Raw genomic sequence first — 17,145 nt, 5'->3', positions numbered from 1 at the left:
ATGAAGAAAGAACGATTAGATGTTCTGCTTGTAGAAAAAGGCCACTTCGAGACTCGTGCCAAGGCGCAAGGTGCGATCATGGCAGGTCTTGTCTTGGTGGCAGGTGACCGGTGCGACAAGCCGGGAACCAAGTTTCCAGAGGATGTAGCGATCACGGTCAAGGGCGACATCCACCCGTATGTCAGCCGTGGCGGTCTTAAGCTGGAGAAAGCACTCAAGACCTTTGGCATCGACATGAACGGACGCATCATGATGGATATCGGCGCATCGACCGGTGGCTTCACCGATTGCGCTCTCCAGCATGGGGCAACCAAGGTCTACGCGATTGATGTGGGCTACGGCCAGTTGGCTTGGACGCTGCGCCAGGATGAGCGCGTCGTCGTCATGGAGCGCACCAACTTCCGCCATCTCGACCCGGATGCTTTTACCCATGAAAAACCGGATGTCGCTTCGATCGATGTCTCCTTCATCTCGCTCAAGCTGATTCTGCCAGTCCTCTACCGCTTCCTCAAGGACGGCGGAGACGTACTGGCACTCGTGAAGCCACAGTTTGAAGCAGGAAAAGAAAACGTCGGTAAAAACGGCATCGTCCGCGATCCAGAGATTCACAAGCAGGTGCTTACCCAGATTGCCAGCTTCTCGTCCACACTTGGATTCACGGTTGCAGGGATCAGCTTCTCCCCGATTACAGGTGGCGAGGGCAATATCGAATTTTTGATGCACTTGAAAAAAGAAGCCCCTGCGTTAACCTCAGATGAACCGGAGTGGCTTCCATGGGTGAATGAAATCGTCGGACAAGCCCACCAATCTCTCAAGTAATCCGATATGTAGGACAAAAATAAGCTTCAAGGGCAAAATTTCCGCCTCTTGAAGCTTTTTTCTATGCAAGGAAAGCTGTATAATTGTATAATCAATGATTTTAACCAGAACCATTCTGGGGGTGGCGCGCTTTGAAAACGATAGGAATCGTAGCGAACAAAGGGAAGCCGGAAGCACGCATTGTGGCTCGTGAACTTTTGCATCTGTTAGAAGAAAAAGGGGCCAACGTCGTGCTGGATGAAGCATTGGCGCCTACCTTTGGCAGAAATGATCTGGCCTGTGCGATTGCGCAGTTCCAGGAGCAGGTGGATCTCGTCTGCGTGTTGGGCGGTGACGGTACCTTACTTGGGATCGCCAGACAGCTCGCGGGTAATTCTCTGCCGATTTTGGGGATCAATGTAGGCACACTCGGCTTTTTGTCGGAGGCAGAACCGGATAACCTGGAACAAGCCGTCGATAATCTGTTGTCGGGTGAGTATCATATCGAAGAACGAAGCATGCTGGAGACCAGACTGGTGAGAAAAGGCGAGCTGCTTGCGACCTACACCGCGATGAATGATATCGGCATCACCAAAGGGTCTTTTTGCCGGATTATTCAATGCATGGTCTATCTGGATGATCATTATGTAGCCACGTTCAGCGGAGATGGTGTGATCGTCTCCAGTCCGACCGGGTCTACAGCGTATTCCTTGTCTGCGGGCGGCCCGATTGTAGCTCCCAATGTGAATATGAACCTGCTGACACCCATCGCCCCGCACTCGTTGACAGCCCGTCCGATGGTATTCTCGGCTGATCAGGTGATCCGCATCGAGGTGGATGCCGTTCATCAGGAAATCGGTCTCTCCATTGACGGACAGTTCGGGTATCGTCTGGAAGGCGGCGATGAGATTTTCGTCAGCAAATCGAAGCATGTGACACCACTGATCAAGTGGAAGCAAGGCAATTTTTTTGAACTAATCAGAACCAAACTTCAAGGTGAATGGGAGTAACGAAATGAATAAAGGGCAACGCCATATCAAAATCCGTGAGATTATTACCAATAACGATATCGAGACACAAGACGAACTGGTAGACCGACTGCGCGAAGCAGGCTACAGTGTTACACAAGCGACCGTATCCCGTGATATCAAAGAGCTTCATCTGATTAAAGTTCCGATGGCGGATGGCCGCTACAAGTATTCGATTCCAACCGACCAGAAGTTCAACCCGACGCAAAAGCTTCGCCGCGTGCTCGTTGACTCGTTTGTCGGCATCGACCATGCTGAGAATTTCATCATCTTAAAGACTCTGCCGGGCAACGCCAATGCTGTCGGTGCGCTCGTGGATAAATTGCAGTGGCAAGAGGTGCTGGGTACCATCTGCGGTGACGACACCATCCTCATCATCTGCCGTTCCAGAGACGTGACCACGGAAGTGACAGAACGTTTCTTGGATATGCTGTAGAGGAGGAAAACAGGATGCTGCTTGAACTTACCATCCGGAATTTTGCTATCATCAAGCAGACGACCGTCTCGTTTCGCCAAGGACTCAATATCTTGACCGGGGAGACCGGCGCGGGGAAATCCATCTTGATCGATGCACTGGGTCTCTTGTTAGGGGATAGGGCCTCGACTGATTTTGTCCGCTATGGAGAAAAGCGGGCAGAGGTGGAAGGATTGTTCGAAGTCAAATCCGGTCATCCAGCCGTCTCGATCTTGGAGACCTTCGGGATTCAGGTAGAGGACGGCATGATCGTCGTGCGCCGCGATATCACCCAGCAGGGCAAAAGCATCATCCGCATCAACGGACAGCTGGTCACGCTCGCTATGCTGCGTGAATTAGGCCCATGGCTTGTCACCATCCACGGACAGCATGACGCCGCCGCCCTGATGCAGTCGGACAAGCATATCCGCTGGCTGGATGCGTACGGCGAGAAGCAGCTGGAGGAGACCAAGCGCGAATTCGGCACACTCTACACCTCTTACCGCAAAATCAGCCAAGACCTTGCCCGCATGGCGAAAAACGAGCGTGAACTCGTACAGCGCCTCGACCTGTTAAGCTACCAGCTCAACGAAATCGAGAATGCAGCCCTGCAGCCGGGGGAAGATGAGAAGCTGTTCGCCCAACGGAAAAAGTGGAACAATATCGAAAAGGTATTCTCTTCTGTCCAAGACGCCTACAAAGCTCTGTATGGAGATCAGCGCGGCTTGGACTGGCTTGGTCATGCCATGGGCGAGCTGGAGCGGGCCCTGCAATACGACGAAAACTTAGCGCCGATTGTAGAAGCGGTCGAGACCGCCTACTATCACACCGAAGAGGTCGTATCCCGCCTGCGTCAGATGAAAGATTCACTCGATTTCGACCCGATTGAACTGGCAGAAACCGAGCGCCGTCTCGACCTGATCCAAAGCCTGAAGCGTAAATACGGCAAAACCGTTGACGAAATCTTAGAGTATGCGGCGACGATCCAAGACGAGCTGGACGAAATCCAGCACTATGACGACCGTCTCCAACAATTAGATAAAAAGCGTCAGGAAATCGCCGCCGATCTTGCCATCGAAGCCTTGGAGCTGAGCATGAAGCGCCGCGACTTGGCCTTACAGCTCGCACAGGCAATCGAAGAGCAGCTAAAAGATCTGCACATGGAGCGGGCCCGCTTTGCCATCGCGGTCAATCAGACACCAGATGAGCGCGGTATCGAGGTGGACGGCGTGAAGACCCATGTCGACTCATCCGGGATCGACACCATCGAGTTCATGATCGCCCCAAACCCAGGGGAGCCGATGCGTCCCCTCACCAAGATCGCGTCTGGTGGTGAGCTGTCCCGTGTGATGTTGGCGATCAAGACGATCCTCGCCACGACGGAGCAGGTCAACACGTTGATCTTCGACGAGGTGGACACCGGTGTCAGTGGACGGGCGGCTCAAGCCATCGCGGAGAAGCTGGCCGCCGTCGGCAAACACCGCCAAGTGCTCTGCATCACGCACTTGCCGCAGGTGGCTTCCATGGCTGACGCGCATTTTTACATCCAAAAGCAAGTGCATGGCGACGAGACCATGACCAGCATCACCCTGATGAACGAAGACGAACGCGTCAACGAGCTGGCTCGTATGCTGGGCGGTGCAGAAGTGACTGAGAAGACACGCGAGCATGCCCGTGAGATGATTATGCTGGGCCGCGAGCGAAAAGATATCAGTGCCTAGACGTGCATCACACATGCTTCACACATGAGGAGGGGTAGCCTTCCTCATCAGACTAAACACAAACTCCCTCCTGTTTACGCAACGGAGGGAGTTTTGTTGTATTTTCCGACGGCAATTCATTGTCACTTCTTAAAATTGTCATCACAACAGATGCAGAAGAAAAAAGTACCTGAAACTCCGCCTGTACAAATTCTTGGTTCTTCGCTTTGTGGACAGGTTGCGGTAATGGATGTAACAAGACCGAAAGAGAATAGTGGACTTCTATCCTCACCCCCTCTTTTTTCGACACTGTAAGTTATGAATTTCCTTATGTCCATGAAAGGGATAACTATTCCCTAATAAATGTGGAAAAGGGAGTAAACATGTGCATAACCTCAATATTGCGGATACTGAGGCATGTAAGGAATCTGTTGGTATGGCTGAAAATATGGCTGAACATATGGTTGCATGTATCGTTGTTGATAAACTTGATTCGAATACTGCTGAGCGAAATGCTGATTGATCCGATGGCAGTCAGCGTAGGGACCTATATAGGTTGACGGTTTTACTTGTGCAATTGCTTGCTTCCATGTATGTTCATCCATGCAGTACGTATATGCCATAATATTCGCGGGAGTAAATTTTAAAATATCTGAACCTAGAATCACCTCTGGTGTTGGCGCATTAAAAATGGCTAAAAGATGAGTATTGTCAGCAGTAGCCATTTCATAATGCCACCAACCTTGTGGAACGTTAACCACTTGACCGGGAGTAATTGAGTAATTCAAAATACATTTCGTAAAAGGGTTTAGGATCGATACCGTGACAGCACCCGAAATACAATAGACCAGCTCAGCAGCATTTTGGTGATAGTGTGGTTCTACAATATTATGATTACTGAGGAAAATGTCCAACAGAGACACATTGTCTAATGTATTTAATTGCTGAACACCTAAAACATTAATGTAGTTATTGTTATCCTTTTTAAACAACGTGCTGGTATTTACGTCAAATGCGTATTGAGCGGATGGAGATGTGTAATCAATATTGACAGCCATAATATGATTCGCCTCTTTACATTAGGAACTTTATAGGCATTTATATACACGATCAGTTTGTTTGGTGTTCATTAATGCTTTGCAAGCGAAGCGGAGGAGGGGATGATTCCTCTCTTTTTTTCTGTTTCTCGGGAAAATGGGCGGGAAACTCATCCAATCGGTACATTTCAGTTATAATCCATAGCATCTCAGGTAACTCTATAGATACAGTAAGTGGAGGTGTAGCCGTAGGTGTAGGTAGGGAATGTAGGAGTGGTTGCATGATCCGTCAACAAATCAGAAAGTGGATAGGATGTCTGCTATTACTCATCACAGCGTTAACAGTCAGTTCGACCCCCTTTCACGAATTAGCCTCAATTCCAAAGGAACTCCGTATTTTCGAAGGGTCCCTGCAACAACTCAACCTGTCCATGCCGGTTATGGGGACATTGGTCAACAGTAACCCGGACATTCTGCACGTCAACGGCACAGAAGCCCGCGAAGTGAACGTCGATTTGAGCCAGCCTGTCTCGGTGGAGCCCCGTCGTGCAGGGGAGGCGCATCTGGCCGTCAAATGGGCAGGCATTCCTATTAAAGAGATGAAAGTGAATGTTCTCCCCGACCTTCGCGTGATTCCGGGTGGGCAATCCATCGGTGTCAAGCTGCAGACGGCTGGCGTTTTGGTAGTGGGTCATCATTTGGTGGATACGGGCAAGGAAAAGACATCACCAGGCGAAACCGCAGGAGTCCATGTCGGTGATATGATCATCAAGATGAACGATCTTTATATCAATGACATGAACGATGTGAAGAAAATGGTGAACGAAGCGGGTACCAAGAAAGAACCGATTCAGCTTCTCGTCGTACGTGGCAAAGAAAAAATGTCTCTTACGCTTTCTCCGGCGAAGGATACCAAGGATCAGCAGTACCGCATGGGTCTCTACATACGGGATTCCGCAGCAGGTGTCGGCACCTTGACCTTTTACGAGCCGGATTCCGGGGCATACGGCGCACTGGGGCACGTCATCTCCGACGTAGATACAGGACAAGCCATCGTGGTAGGCGATGGTCAGATCGTCCAAGCCAGTGTCACCTCGATTGAAAAAGGAGAAAGCGGCAATCCGGGAGAAAAATTTGCCCGCTTTTATAACGAAAGTGAAACCCTCGGCTCGATCTCAAAGAATACCCCGTTTGGCATCTTCGGCAGAATGAAGGAGAACCCCAAGCTCAACTTCACCCAAAAACCGATGCCGATCGCCCTGGCCGAACAAGTCAAAGAAGGCCCGGCCAAAATCTTCACCGTCGTCGACGGACAGAAGGTAGAGCAATTTGACATCGAGATCGTCAATGTGGTCAAGCAGCACTTCCCAGCGACAAAAGGAATGATCATCAAGATCACGGACAAGCGTCTGCTGGAGAAGACAGGCGGAATCGTACAGGGGATGAGCGGCAGCCCGATCATCCAGGATGGGAAGGTTGTAGGTGCGGTCACCCACGTTTTCGTCAATGACCCGACCTCTGGCTACGGATGCTTCATTGAATGGATGCTCCAAGATGCCGGTGTCGATGTCAAGAAAAACGATCTCAAGGCGAGCTGATGCTCCCTTGAGATTTTTTTTGTCGAAATAACGGTTCTAACGTTCAATGTTTCGCCATTGGCAGGAGTTACATTCTGCTTGTCGAATTATTTTCACATAAGAAAAAGTTGATGTTTACACCTGAGAAGATACAGCAAATTGGTCGAAGCTTGAATAACATAAGAAGCAGGTTCGTAAGGAGGAGCGGAATTGAGTCAAATTAGTGTTGTATTAGCAGATGATAATCGTGAATTTGTCACCCTTTTAGAGGAGTATATCAACACCCAGAACGATATGCAGGTGATTGGTGTTGCTTACAACGGTAATGACGTATTGCGCATACTGGAAGAGAGTGTTCCTGATGTCATTATTCTCGATATCATCATGCCACATCTAGACGGTTTGGCTGTCCTCGAGCAAATCCAAGCAATGCGTCTCAGCCCGCAACCGAAAATTATTATGCTGACCGCCTTCGGTCAAGAAGATGTAACGAAAAAAGCACAAGAGCTCGGTGCTTCTTACTATATTCTGAAACCATTTGACATGGACGTCCTGGCCCAGCGCATCCGCCAGATCATCGGTTCCCGTACCCAATTCACCCCGATCATCAAGGCTCCGTCTCAGCCAAGTATGGCGATCAAAGGACGCAATCTGGACGCAAGCATCACCAACATCATCCACGAAATCGGCGTACCGGCGCACATCAAGGGCTACCTGTATCTGCGTGAGGCGATCACGATGGTCTATAACGATGTAGAGCTGCTCGGATCGATCACGAAGGTATTGTACCCGGATATCGCGAAGAAATTTAATACCACAGCGTCACGCGTCGAGCGTGCGATTCGTCATGCCATTGAAGTGGCCTGGTCGCGCGGGAATCTGGACTCGATCTCCAGCCTGTTTGGGTATACGGTGAGCAATACCAAGGCGAAGCCGACGAACAGTGAGTTCATCGCGATGGTAGCGGATAAGCTGCGGATTGAGGCGAAGATTAGCTGAGAGTAGGCGTATCAAGGGCTAAGACATCTTGGGAATGATATACAATCATACGATTTTAGCAATAAACTTCTATTGCCTAGCGATAAATTTTGATGATTGATACCAACTGACACTTCTTATTTATCGGTTTTGGAAAAGACCGATGGATAAGGAGTGTTTTTTTATGACCAATTTTGCATTTCAGATTGAAAACTTCATGCTGTACTCAGCTTCCAATAATCTATCTAAAAAACATTAGCCAGCTATGACGAAAGTTATTGAATTCATTTTATCGAGAAACCTGATTCAGATGTGGCACTACTTCAAGGTATTGAATCGAGGACGTAAGGTGTTATACTAAGTATCGAAAACAATTTTACCAACTAACTTTTGAATCAGAAACCGATAAGTATCACCTGTCTGGTCTTGGTGGTAAAATTTCCAAGAAGCTCAAAACCCTTGATATGACTGATCCGCCTGTTTGGGTATACGGTGAGCAATACCAAGGCAAAGTCGACGAACAGTGAATTTATCGCGATGGTGGCGGATAAGCTGCGGATTTAGGCGGATTATCTAAACTCAAATGTAACAATAGAAAACCCCTTGAGCGGAGAAACTCAAGGGGTTTTTGCCTATTCATTATTAGAAATTCTCTGCACAGATCGTATCGTTTTTAAAAACTCCTGCCGATAACTTCTTTCTTCCTGGATAAGAGCTTCCAGATGCATGAGAAGGTCTGTTGATGCAGAAGCTTGATCGTACTTCTTTTTCTCCTGATATAAAAGATAGGTATAGGCCAGCATGAGCAGGGAGTAGTTATCCGTATAAGTGATATTTAGTGCATGACCGCCATGACCGCCAGCTCCACCCTGTCCGCCAGTTCCACCAAAAGCTGTTGAATGAGCGGTTGAGGAGCCTCTTATTTTATCTGATTCAAATGGCTGATCCAACTCGATCCCTCCCAGTATGAACGAGATACCCTAGTTATCGTTTTCTGCCTCACCGTCGCCGCCGTCACCGCCATCACCGGAATTGCCAACATCGCCGCCGGTTGCATCGCCATGATTGGTGGTATTACTTGTTCCGTTACCGCCATTGCCGGTGCTTCCACCGGCACCAGTGTCGCCGCCAGCCCCGCCAGTAGCTTCGCCGCCACTGCCTGTGTTGCTGGTGCCATCACCACCATCGCCAGTGCTGCCACCGTTACCGCTATTGCCACCATTCCCACCAGTAGCTGTTCCACCGTTGCCTGTATGGCTGGTGCCATTCCCACCATTGCCGGTGCTTCCGCCGTTGCCGCCATTCCCGCCGTTACCACCATTACCACCTTGTGAAGAGTTGTCGCTTGCTGTTGCATCCGAACCTACTCCTGTGGCAACCGCTGAAGACGTATTAACAGCAACGGCACCACTTCCGCCATTTCCACCGTTACCGCCAGCCCCGCCAGTAGCAGGGGCACCACTACCGGATGCACCAGTCGCATTACCAGCAGTGGCAACTCCACCCTCACCCCCAGAGCCAGATCCTCCCCCAGTAGCGGGGGCACCGAAACCGGATGCACCATTCGCATCACCGCTGGTGGCAACGCCGCCCTCGCCCCCAGAGCCAGAATCACCCGCAGTAGCAGGGGCACCGAAACCTGGGTCACCGTGAGCAATCCCGCCCTGAGCATCTCCGCCCTCGCCGCCTTCACCCCCAAAGGCACCATTGCCACCTATTTGGTTATCCTCGATTTCTTGTTCCACGCATTTATCTTTGTCTTTGTGCTTATCCTTATCACAACATGGTTTCTTATACGAATAATAATGATGATCTGAATAAGTCATCTCTTTTCACCCCGTAGGATCTATTTGAAAACTATGATTTGAAAATTCGTTGGAGCAAATGTTTGATCGTCAGGTCCATACTTTCTCCACCGATGGAATCTGGGAGAGTAGGGCCAAGCTGTGAAGCAAGCGTGGCAGGTTGACCGGGAAGACCATCTGAACCATGTTCACCATCTATTGATGTGGAATTTGTAGGTTCGCTGCCACGGGCTTCCGTTCCACAAACATGTTCACCAACGTCATCTGTTCCTCGTAACGATTCATGCGGGTGAGCGTCAGACATATATTCTCACTCCTTTTGGGTGGATACCAATTACTCGGTTTCGGTTTTAGATTCCTTTTCTTGTTCATCCACAGGTGGATTCAAATTTGGTTTCAGGGCTTCCAGTTCTTTCAGTTTTGCTTGAAGGGTTTGCAGACTATTCGTTACATTCAGTTTTTGCAAAAGCTCAATGGCCTGTTCAACATCTTGCATGGCTCTTTCAATCTGTTGGCTGTACAAAGAAACTTGCAGGTCAACCAAGTCGAGCGGTTTCTCGTTTTTGTTCACAATGGAATACCTCCCTTTGGGGGTTTGGTCATATGGTCATATGGTATTCATGATAAGAAATGCATGACAGGTGTAAAGACCTAACTACAAAAAAAGGGCAATGAAACAGGAAAGTTCTATTCAAAAAAAGAATCCCCGGAATTTGATAGGGACAGGTCAGTTACGGACTGAGGCGAATATTAGCTGAGAGTAGGGGCAGTAAGGTTTTCTCGAATTGGAATTATATTCGTATACGTTACGGAAAGCCGATAAAACGATTTTCAAATCAATAATAGCTATAAAGCAAACACCCGATAAACATTTCGTTTACCGTGTGTTTGTTTTTGTGGATGAGGGCTAGGATTTAGTTGTGATGTTCCACCGTTATGACGACATTTCCCTTCTTGTGTCCTTTCTCCACATATCGATGAGCTTCCACGATCTCTTCCAACGCATAGGCTCGGTCTATGACAACCTTTAACTTCCCAGCCTCAACAAGTTCTTTGAGGAAATGCAAGGCTTCGGCAGTTTCAGGTGAATTGCGGGACAAAATGATTTTCCTGCTGCTTGTCAATTGGATCCAGAGCATTTGAAGACTTGGTAACGGCTCAGTGACATTGATATAGGTACCGTCCTGCTTTAACGATTTCATACAAGCTAAAAACGAACTCTTGTTGACCGCTTCAAAGATCACATCATAAGTCTCGCCTGTACTCGAAAAATCTTCTACAGTGTAATCAATGACCTGATCGGCGCCCAGAGATTTAACCAACTCAACATTTGCGGTGCTGCATACCCCTGTGACGTCTGCGCCGAAGTACTTTGCAATCTGTACGGCATAAGTTCCTACGCTCCCTGAAGCCCCGTAGACAAGTACCTTTTGCCCACTCTGAATATTAGCTTTTTGAAGAAAAAACAAGGCCGTGCGTGCTCCAATGGGAATGGCAGCGGCTTCCTCATAGGTCATATTGGAGGCTTTAATCGATACGGGTCCATCTTCAGGCAGACACTTATACTCGGCATATGCACCAAAACCGACCAAGGATGCGGCAAACACCTGATCACCCTTCTTAAACCGTTTGACATCTTTACCTACTGACTCAACCTCCCCGGCTAACTCCATCCCCAAGATTGCTTTTTTGGGTTGTCGAAAACCAAGTGTGATTCGGGCCGGCAGCCAAACCGAGCGGGGAACGGTAAAACTACGTGACCGGATATCTCCTGCTGTGACGGTGGTCGCTTTTATTTTTACGAGTATTTCATTGGCCTTTGGAGCAGGTTTTTCTACCTCTTGCAGCTGAAGAACATCGGGGGGACCGTACTTGGTGTATACGATTGCTTTCATTTTATCCTCCTCCACATTATTCTATTTATTAGATATCTACGAATAAGCGGAACAAAGGTTTACCTTTTCATTTGTGTTTTTACACGATCCTGTCAGTTTGTCGGATGGAAAACAGCAGATGTTGAACTTGGCAACAAGGCAACATTTATCAAGGAATAGGGGGGACAAAAATTGAAATATCTTAGATTTGATCTCACTAGCGGTTCGGACCTGAAAACATGGTACTTTGAAACTGATGAAGAACAAACGGCATATAGACAGATCGTAGTTACTAGTAGTGGAGATCTGATCTCCTCTAACCGGAAGCATGAGGAGTGGCATTTGAATACGAATGAACCCTTCTGATCCGACGGTGTAAAGATAATTGGATCAGAAGGGTTTTTCTTTCGATGGAGCGGGTATATAGTATTAGATGGATTGAGCTGATATTCCTAATAACTTACAAAATATACTTTTAGTAGATCAAATTGCCCATTCATCATAATTTATAACTATTAATCACAAATATTACCTGATATAATTATGACTATGTACCTAATACAAATGACCTATCAGGAGCTTTTAGAACCATGCCAAACCCCTCAACCCCCAAAAAGCGCCGCATTCTAGGCGTCATCACCCTACTGATCTCCATTTTCTTTTTCCTCGATGCCTTCTATATCTTCTTCATCGATCCAGAAGCCGAGGATCTCTTCTTCACAGTTGCTGTAAAAGTCCTCTCTGGCGTCATTTGGGTGCTTTTCAGCTTGGCCCTGCTCGGCAACGGCCAGCGCTCTACCCACCTCTCCAAATCCCTTTACGGAGTAGTCGCCGGCATGATGATGCTGTCGGTAGCGTTTGCCATTCTCGTTTATATTTTCATCTCCAGCGCAACCATTTTACCTACATAGACCAATAAAGTCACACTAGGACGCTCATACTACTGGTATCGGGGCGTTTTTTGTTTTTTGATCTGGGGATGAAGGGGGTGTCGACCATTCTGATTACCTGCGATGCGAGTAGTGACATGGGTTATATCTATCTGCAGCCGCCATCCGAGCAGACCACGGACAAGTACCATAAAAAACAGAACGATCTCCTCACCTACATCGCTGATCCTCATCTGCTCCGGATCGAGCCGCTCAGGACGGTGGGTGTGGTCTCCTATCTGGAAAAGATGAGGCAATCCGACATCACCTACGCGAAGGCACTGGACATCGGGGAGATTGATGCGGAGTATGAAAATGATATGGATGAGCATGGTTATCTGATCGGGATCGAACTGGACCTGAGCAAAGACCGTCTGCTGCGTATCATTCATGATGATGTGTTTCGATATTATAAGCTTCTCTGGCATTCCAAGCTGCTTCAGATGTATACGTTTGACGAGGCACGGGCTGTGTTTGACCACCAGAATGTGATCTATCCGCTGACCGATGAGCACGATTCTTTTGTGATTGTGCAGGTGGATGAGAAGTACCGGACGGGCATGATCAAAGCCTTTCTGACCGCCAATCAGGATTTGTACCCGCATGATTATATGGTGCGGCCTGATTTTATCCTGACGGAGTAATGGTTGAGAACAGTGCAAAAGCGGACGGATGAAAAGCTTATCGTGCTTTTGAACGGACGATCCTTTTAAATGAAGCCTCTTTGAAACGGAACATCCTTTTGCCTTGCGCCGTTGTTATCGGCATCGGGCAGGGGGATGTTTTTTGTTTGATCAAGCATCAGGTTCTACTAAGGATTTTCACTTTATGAAAAGTTTTGTGATTTTTTATAACGAAAAATGATTTAAGTGATGTAAAATAAAAGAAAAAGGTGTATATTGAAGGTGATAGTTGTATGGGAGAGTTTGATTACAGAAAGGCCAGGGTGGAGCTGAGGCAGCGGATTCAAGAGTGTATTGCCGGATCGGGGCTATCGTCGAAGGCAGTTGCGGGTCGGATTCAGCTTACGGAGCCGACATTCAGCAAGATCTTGAATAATAAACAATCCATCCGGTTAAAGGAACTTGATGCTCTCATCGGTACTCTGGAGCTGCCGGAAGAGGATTTCTACCGTCATTATATAGGGGAGTGCTACCAGGCTGATGCAGATACCCGCAAGCTGAAGCTGGACAGGGCGAGGGAGTTTGTCATCACAAGCTATTCGAAGGGCTATATGGAACTCGCAAATCCTCTATTGTCTGAATTGCTTGATATTTCTAAAAAGAATATTCGAATCATATACGACATAGCTGAAGAGCTTTATGAAAAACAGAAATTTGAGGCGGCGAAGGTGTTGTATCGGAGGGTAATTCAGGAGGAGACGAATCTGCTGGCTGATCATTACTCCCTAAGCTGTTTCAAATATTTTTTGATCATGAAAAGCAACATCCGCGAAGCGTACGAGCCTTCTATTGACTTGGAACGGCATGTAGAGCAATTGCCGACGAGGGAATGGAAGATCGAGGCTTATTTTTGGTTGGCTAAATATTCTTATGTGACAGAAGATTGGGATCGTCTAAGAAGGATGGCAAGGGGTCTGATTGAGGTCACGTATGGTTACAACGAGGAAATGTACGGTTACGGCCTTTTATATCTGGGTTTCGCAGTTCATAGGAAAAAGGATTTCGATGAGGCTATTCGATTAACTTATCAATATGAAAATATTAATCTTGAGTTTAGAGACTATGCTATTGGCAACCGTTTAATTTATTTGATTGACCGTGGGGAAACACATTATGTCCCGGAACTAATCGCTTACGCAAAGAGACTAAAAGTTGGACAAAATGCAGTTAGGCCAATCATGAGTAGCTATCTTAATGCAAATATGCTGAAAGAAGCAGGGGAATTTTTAGCAGACATCAGTGAATACATGAGTCCTTTTAATCAAAACGATCTCATTTTACTAAAACAGTATTTACATTTTTATTATCTTAAAGCTGTTTACCTTTTACGAATTGATGAGAGAACACAAGCGGTTAGCGACTTATTACAGGCGATAGAAATTGCTGAGAAGTTAAATGACTATAACCTAATGAAAAAATGTTTGTATCTTTTCTTAGAAAACAGACAATTTACTACAACAGAGCAACAAGAAGTGGTGAAGTTGCACGTAAAAGGAGGTGACTTTCCATTATGAAAAGTAAATTTATGTATTGGGTACTAACTTTATTGGTTGTAGTGTCCACCGTGTCTCCTGATGATTTCGGTCCAGGCTGGTAGAACCAAGTAAACCACCCAAAAGCCCCACCAAACGAGAGCACTCTGATCAAACAGAGTGCTCTTATTTTTTTAACTATTTACAACAGAAAGCATATTTCGTTATAAAACTCAGTCATCCGATTATTCGCAACTGCCTTTACAATACTTGTAAAGGAGGGATGACCGAATTGATTGCGATATTTGATCCCCAACCCGTCCGAATCGAGATGCGCCAGCACATACAGAACCTGCTTAGCCTTAGGGGGTTGAGACGCAAGGATTTGGCCGAGATGAGCGGAATAGACCGTGTCACCATCAGCAATATTCTCAATAATAAGCAGACTTTTCGACTCCATCAATTAGACGTCATCACAGCCGCGCTGGAACTGCCGATCGGGCACTTTTACGACTATTTTATCGCGGAGTGCTGCAATGATCTTGGGCGGCTTCGGCCGGGCAAATTGGGCGAGTTCGTACACAGATGCCTGGAGATCGGCAAAAATGCGACCATTGGGAGACTGATGAATCTATTGCTCGAAGACAAAGAATCAAGCAAAATTTTGACGATCCTGTTCGACATAGCAGAGACACTGTACCATTCTAGGTTTCTCGATTACTCCTTGGCTTATTATGAGAAGATCATCTCGCTCGACAACCGCCGATCAGCTCGCTTGGCGATCGCGCATTACCGCAGGTTTATGATCGTGCGTGATAAGAATGTCAGAGAGCAGGGGCGGGAAGCCTTGTATCAGCTGTTGGAGTATCTGAATCAGTTGCCAGAGGAGTATGAATTTGAGGGGGATTTGGTTGAGACCAGCAGGAGGGAGCCGGTCAATTTACGGTTTGAAGGGTATCGGCAGGCATTGAAGATGTTTTTGGTGTTTGAAGAGTGGGGGCGGTTGCTGGATTTCGCCTATGCATATGAACACCTCGCACGAAAGACCAACCGGCAGGATGCATTGGGTGAGGCGATGACCTACCAGATTGATGCGCTTGTGGCTAAAGGGGACTATCTCAAGAGTCTGCAGATTATCGAGCAATTGTCGATCCTCGGGGAGCAGTGGGGGCGGATCGCGGAGGGCAAGAAGTGGTTTGCCTTGATCTCCAAGGGACAGTACCCGTACATCGAGAAAGGGCTTGTCTGGGCCGAGAGCATGGAGGAGAAGGACGAGATGTACCCAGCCGCTCTGGAGTGCCTTCTGCGGGACGAACGGACCGCGGAGGCTGATGCGTTCATCCAGACCCATCAGGTGGAGTTGGACGGCCTTGCAGGGGCCTCTGGGCTTGAGCGGCAGCCGTATGCCATGCGCTATATTGAGGCGCGCTCCCGTTATTATTTTGCCAAAGGAGAGCTCCAGCTTGCACTTGCAGACATGAAACAACTGGCTTCACAAGCGAGTCATTACGGGAATCTGACCCGTCTGGAGCGCCAAGCAGAGCAGGCGATCCGGCTATTGCGGGTTGGAATCAAGCGACTCGCCAAAAACAAAGACGTTCCCCCATCCGCCAAGATACAGGGAACGTCCGATAAAACGTGATTGGACATCACAAATTCATTTTATAAGATGAAGAGGGGGAAATCCAGTTTACCCACAAGAATAATCTACCCCTGATCCCGGACAAACTAAAGAAAAAGTCCAGAGGTGATTGATATGAATGGTATGCAACTCGTCGATATGTTACGCATAACAGAAGACAAAATGCAACATTTGCATAAGGCGATTGACCACATCAGCAATGATCAGAACATGCATGAATCGGTCAGCGCACTCACCGAGGTGGTCAAGGACTATCAGGTGCAGACAGAGAAACTGAAACAGATGCTCACCCAAATGGAACTTGACAACAACTCTCAAGACCAAGGTCAGGGAGAGAGATAGAGCATGCAACAAAAGGAGCGGGATTTCCGCTCTTTTTTCTTTGGAGCGATTCATCTATAATAACGAGACCAGTCAAGAATGAGGGGGTTTTTGCTGTGAAGCTTCGGACGGCAGCGAGAGCGATTGTGATTCAGAACAATCATATTCTTGTGTCTACATATAACGATGGAAATGAAGTCTTCTATACGGTGCCTGGTGGAGGACAAGCACCTGGAGAAAATCTGGCTGACACCGTTCGGCGTGAGTGCCTGGAGGAAGCGGGGATCGAGGTGGAGGTAGGTGAGCTGCGCTTCGTGCGCGAGTTCATCGGCAACCAGCATTACGAGACGGGTGAATTAAGCGAGCTGCACCAGATCGAGATCTTTTTCCTCTGCACGCTCAAGGAAGGGCAGGAGGCAACGACAGGCAATGTCCCCGACCCGAACATGGTTGGGGTGGAATGGCTGCCGCTCGCGGATCTCATGAAGGTGAGGCTCTATCCGATGCGACTGCGTGAGGAACTGATGGATCTGCAGGCATCGTCTGCTCCAGTTTATGTCGGAGCGACCGGATAAAACGTGAAAAATAGCCCCGCCTGCCGGCTGTCTGAGCCGTGAGCGCGGGGCTATTGCTATTACGTTGTTTATTTGCCTTTGCTTGGGAGCGCGTGGGATTGGTTGCCACTGCCTTGGTGCTGCTTGTTTTTCTTATCCTGTGCTTGCCAGTCTTGAATTTTATCTACGAATTTTTCTGTGCTCTCCATGTTGGATCGACCACCTTTCTTTTTTCCACTGGTCTCCGAGTTGAACCAGTAATTACGTTTGTGCTTTGTGTCGAAAATGAGTAT

General features: G+C 47.9%; 19 protein-coding genes and 1 pseudogene. 13 read left to right on the top strand and 7 right to left on the bottom strand.

Going from position 1 to position 17,145, the window contains the following annotated elements; all coding sequences use genetic code 11:
- From FGI41_RS07340 to recN, 4 genes are all read left to right on the top strand, one after another.
- A complete protein-coding gene (locus tag FGI41_RS07340) occupies window positions 1–819 on the top strand; it encodes a TlyA family RNA methyltransferase (protein ID WP_139489313.1) in 819 nt (272 codons plus the stop codon).
- Between the two features lie 131 nt (window positions 820–950).
- Window positions 951–1,808 carry an NAD(+)/NADH kinase gene (locus FGI41_RS07335; RefSeq protein ID WP_139489312.1) on the top strand — a complete coding sequence of 286 codons (858 nt, stop codon included), beginning with the start codon at window positions 951–953 and terminating at the stop codon, window positions 1,806–1,808.
- A 4-nt stretch (window positions 1,809–1,812) separates the two neighbouring features.
- Window positions 1,813–2,262, top strand: coding sequence for a transcriptional regulator AhrC/ArgR (ahrC, locus tag FGI41_RS07330; RefSeq protein ID WP_139489311.1), 450 nt, complete (start codon window positions 1,813–1,815; stop codon window positions 2,260–2,262).
- Between the two features lie 14 nt (window positions 2,263–2,276).
- A complete protein-coding gene (gene recN, locus FGI41_RS07325; RefSeq protein ID WP_139489310.1) occupies window positions 2,277–4,001 on the top strand; it encodes a DNA repair protein RecN in 1,725 nt (574 codons plus the stop codon).
- Window positions 4,002–4,375: 374 nt separating this feature from the next.
- Here recN and FGI41_RS07320 read toward each other — a convergent pair whose 3' ends face one another.
- Window positions 4,376–5,038, bottom strand: coding sequence for a cupin domain-containing protein (locus FGI41_RS07320; protein WP_139489309.1), 663 nt, complete (start codon window positions 5,036–5,038; stop codon window positions 4,376–4,378).
- Window positions 5,039–5,298: 260 nt separating this feature from the next.
- Here FGI41_RS07320 and spoIVB point away from each other — a divergent pair, with 260 nt between their 5' ends.
- The 3 genes and pseudogenes from spoIVB to FGI41_RS07305 all read left to right on the top strand — a co-directional run.
- Window positions 5,299–6,615, top strand: a complete 1,317-nt coding sequence (spoIVB, locus tag FGI41_RS07315) for a SpoIVB peptidase (protein WP_139489308.1) — start codon at window positions 5,299–5,301, stop codon at window positions 6,613–6,615.
- 189 nt (window positions 6,616–6,804) lie between these two features.
- On the top strand, window positions 6,805–7,593 hold the full coding sequence (gene spo0A / locus FGI41_RS07310) for a sporulation transcription factor Spo0A (protein WP_139489307.1): 789 nt from the start codon (window positions 6,805–6,807) through the stop codon (window positions 7,591–7,593).
- A gap of 456 nt (window positions 7,594–8,049) precedes the next feature.
- Window positions 8,050–8,136, top strand: a pseudogene (locus FGI41_RS07305) (sporulation initiation factor Spo0A C-terminal domain-containing protein); the annotation flags it as partial.
- A 68-nt stretch (window positions 8,137–8,204) separates the two neighbouring features.
- Here the strand turns inward: FGI41_RS07305 and FGI41_RS07300 are convergent.
- From FGI41_RS07300 to FGI41_RS07280, 5 genes are all read right to left on the bottom strand, one after another.
- Window positions 8,205–8,522 (bottom strand): hypothetical protein, encoded by a 318-nt coding sequence (locus FGI41_RS07300; RefSeq protein ID WP_139489306.1) that lies wholly within the window; start codon window positions 8,520–8,522, stop codon window positions 8,205–8,207.
- A 30-nt stretch (window positions 8,523–8,552) separates the two neighbouring features.
- Window positions 8,553–9,317: a hypothetical protein gene (locus FGI41_RS07295; protein WP_139489305.1), complete on the bottom strand. Its 765-nt coding sequence runs from the start codon at window positions 9,315–9,317 to the stop codon at window positions 8,553–8,555.
- A 112-nt stretch (window positions 9,318–9,429) separates the two neighbouring features.
- Window positions 9,430–9,681: a hypothetical protein gene (locus tag FGI41_RS07290; protein ID WP_139489304.1), complete on the bottom strand. Its 252-nt coding sequence runs from the start codon at window positions 9,679–9,681 to the stop codon at window positions 9,430–9,432.
- 30 nt (window positions 9,682–9,711) lie between these two features.
- Window positions 9,712–9,948 carry a hypothetical protein gene (locus FGI41_RS07285; protein ID WP_139489303.1) on the bottom strand — a complete coding sequence of 79 codons (237 nt, stop codon included), beginning with the start codon at window positions 9,946–9,948 and terminating at the stop codon, window positions 9,712–9,714.
- Between the two features lie 343 nt (window positions 9,949–10,291).
- Complete coding sequence (locus FGI41_RS07280; protein ID WP_139489302.1) at window positions 10,292–11,272, bottom strand: NAD(P)-dependent alcohol dehydrogenase; 981 nt, start codon at window positions 11,270–11,272, stop codon at window positions 10,292–10,294.
- A gap of 569 nt (window positions 11,273–11,841) precedes the next feature.
- Here FGI41_RS07280 and FGI41_RS07275 point away from each other — a divergent pair.
- From FGI41_RS07275 to FGI41_RS07250, 6 genes are all read left to right on the top strand, one after another.
- The gene (locus FGI41_RS07275) at window positions 11,842–12,162 is read left to right on the top strand and encodes a hypothetical protein (protein ID WP_139489301.1); all 321 of its coding nucleotides are present in this window, start codon (window positions 11,842–11,844) and stop codon (window positions 12,160–12,162) included.
- A 77-nt stretch (window positions 12,163–12,239) separates the two neighbouring features.
- Window positions 12,240–12,824: a hypothetical protein gene (locus tag FGI41_RS07270; RefSeq protein ID WP_139489300.1), complete on the top strand. Its 585-nt coding sequence runs from the start codon at window positions 12,240–12,242 to the stop codon at window positions 12,822–12,824.
- Between the two features lie 272 nt (window positions 12,825–13,096).
- Complete coding sequence (locus tag FGI41_RS07265) at window positions 13,097–14,377, top strand: helix-turn-helix domain-containing protein (RefSeq protein ID WP_139489299.1); 1,281 nt, start codon at window positions 13,097–13,099, stop codon at window positions 14,375–14,377.
- 241 nt (window positions 14,378–14,618) lie between these two features.
- The gene (locus tag FGI41_RS07260; protein WP_139489298.1) at window positions 14,619–15,977 is read left to right on the top strand and encodes a helix-turn-helix domain-containing protein; all 1,359 of its coding nucleotides are present in this window, start codon (window positions 14,619–14,621) and stop codon (window positions 15,975–15,977) included.
- Window positions 15,978–16,091: 114 nt separating this feature from the next.
- Entirely contained in the window at window positions 16,092–16,319 is a 228-nt protein-coding gene (locus FGI41_RS07255) for a hypothetical protein (RefSeq protein WP_139489297.1), read from the top strand.
- A 95-nt stretch (window positions 16,320–16,414) separates the two neighbouring features.
- Window positions 16,415–16,873, top strand: a complete 459-nt coding sequence (locus FGI41_RS07250) for an NUDIX domain-containing protein (protein ID WP_176560171.1) — start codon at window positions 16,415–16,417, stop codon at window positions 16,871–16,873.
- A gap of 68 nt (window positions 16,874–16,941) precedes the next feature.
- Here FGI41_RS07250 and FGI41_RS07245 read toward each other — a convergent pair whose 3' ends face one another.
- A complete protein-coding gene (locus FGI41_RS07245; RefSeq protein WP_139489295.1) occupies window positions 16,942–17,061 on the bottom strand; it encodes a DUF4023 family protein in 120 nt (39 codons plus the stop codon).
- Between the last annotated feature and the right edge of the window lie 84 nt (window positions 17,062–17,145).

It is taken from the genome of Brevibacillus dissolubilis (assembly GCF_006170445.1).
GTDB lineage: Bacteria > Bacillota > Bacilli > Brevibacillales > Brevibacillaceae > Brevibacillus_B > Brevibacillus_B dissolubilis.
The sequence above is the reverse complement of the archived record's forward strand: the minus strand, read 5'-3'. Positions and strand labels throughout refer to the sequence as shown.

Bases quoted from the DNA above. Each gene is read 5' to 3' on its own strand.
- FGI41_RS07340 (WP_139489313.1), top strand. From the start codon at position 1: ATGAAGAAAGAACGATTAGATGTTCTGCTTGTAGAAAAAGGCCACTTC.
- ahrC (WP_139489311.1), top strand. From the start codon at position 1,813: ATGAATAAAGGGCAACGCCATATCAAAATCCGTGAGATTATTACCAAT.
- recN (WP_139489310.1), top strand. From the start codon at position 2,277: ATGCTGCTTGAACTTACCATCCGGAATTTTGCTATCATCAAGCAGACG.
- FGI41_RS07320 (WP_139489309.1), bottom strand. From the start codon at position 5,038: ATGGCTGTCAATATTGATTACACATCTCCATCCGCTCAATACGCATTT.
- spoIVB (WP_139489308.1), top strand. From the start codon at position 5,299: ATGATCCGTCAACAAATCAGAAAGTGGATAGGATGTCTGCTATTACTC.
- FGI41_RS07290 (WP_139489304.1), bottom strand. From the start codon at position 9,681: ATGTCTGACGCTCACCCGCATGAATCGTTACGAGGAACAGATGACGTT.
- FGI41_RS07280 (WP_139489302.1), bottom strand. From the start codon at position 11,272: ATGAAAGCAATCGTATACACCAAGTACGGTCCCCCCGATGTTCTTCAG.
- FGI41_RS07275 (WP_139489301.1), top strand. From the start codon at position 11,842: ATGCCAAACCCCTCAACCCCCAAAAAGCGCCGCATTCTAGGCGTCATC.
- FGI41_RS07265 (WP_139489299.1), top strand. From the start codon at position 13,097: ATGGGAGAGTTTGATTACAGAAAGGCCAGGGTGGAGCTGAGGCAGCGG.
- FGI41_RS07260 (WP_139489298.1), top strand. From the start codon at position 14,619: ATGACCGAATTGATTGCGATATTTGATCCCCAACCCGTCCGAATCGAG.
- FGI41_RS07255 (WP_139489297.1), top strand. From the start codon at position 16,092: ATGAATGGTATGCAACTCGTCGATATGTTACGCATAACAGAAGACAAA.
- FGI41_RS07245 (WP_139489295.1), bottom strand. From the start codon at position 17,061: ATGGAGAGCACAGAAAAATTCGTAGATAAAATTCAAGACTGGCAAGCA.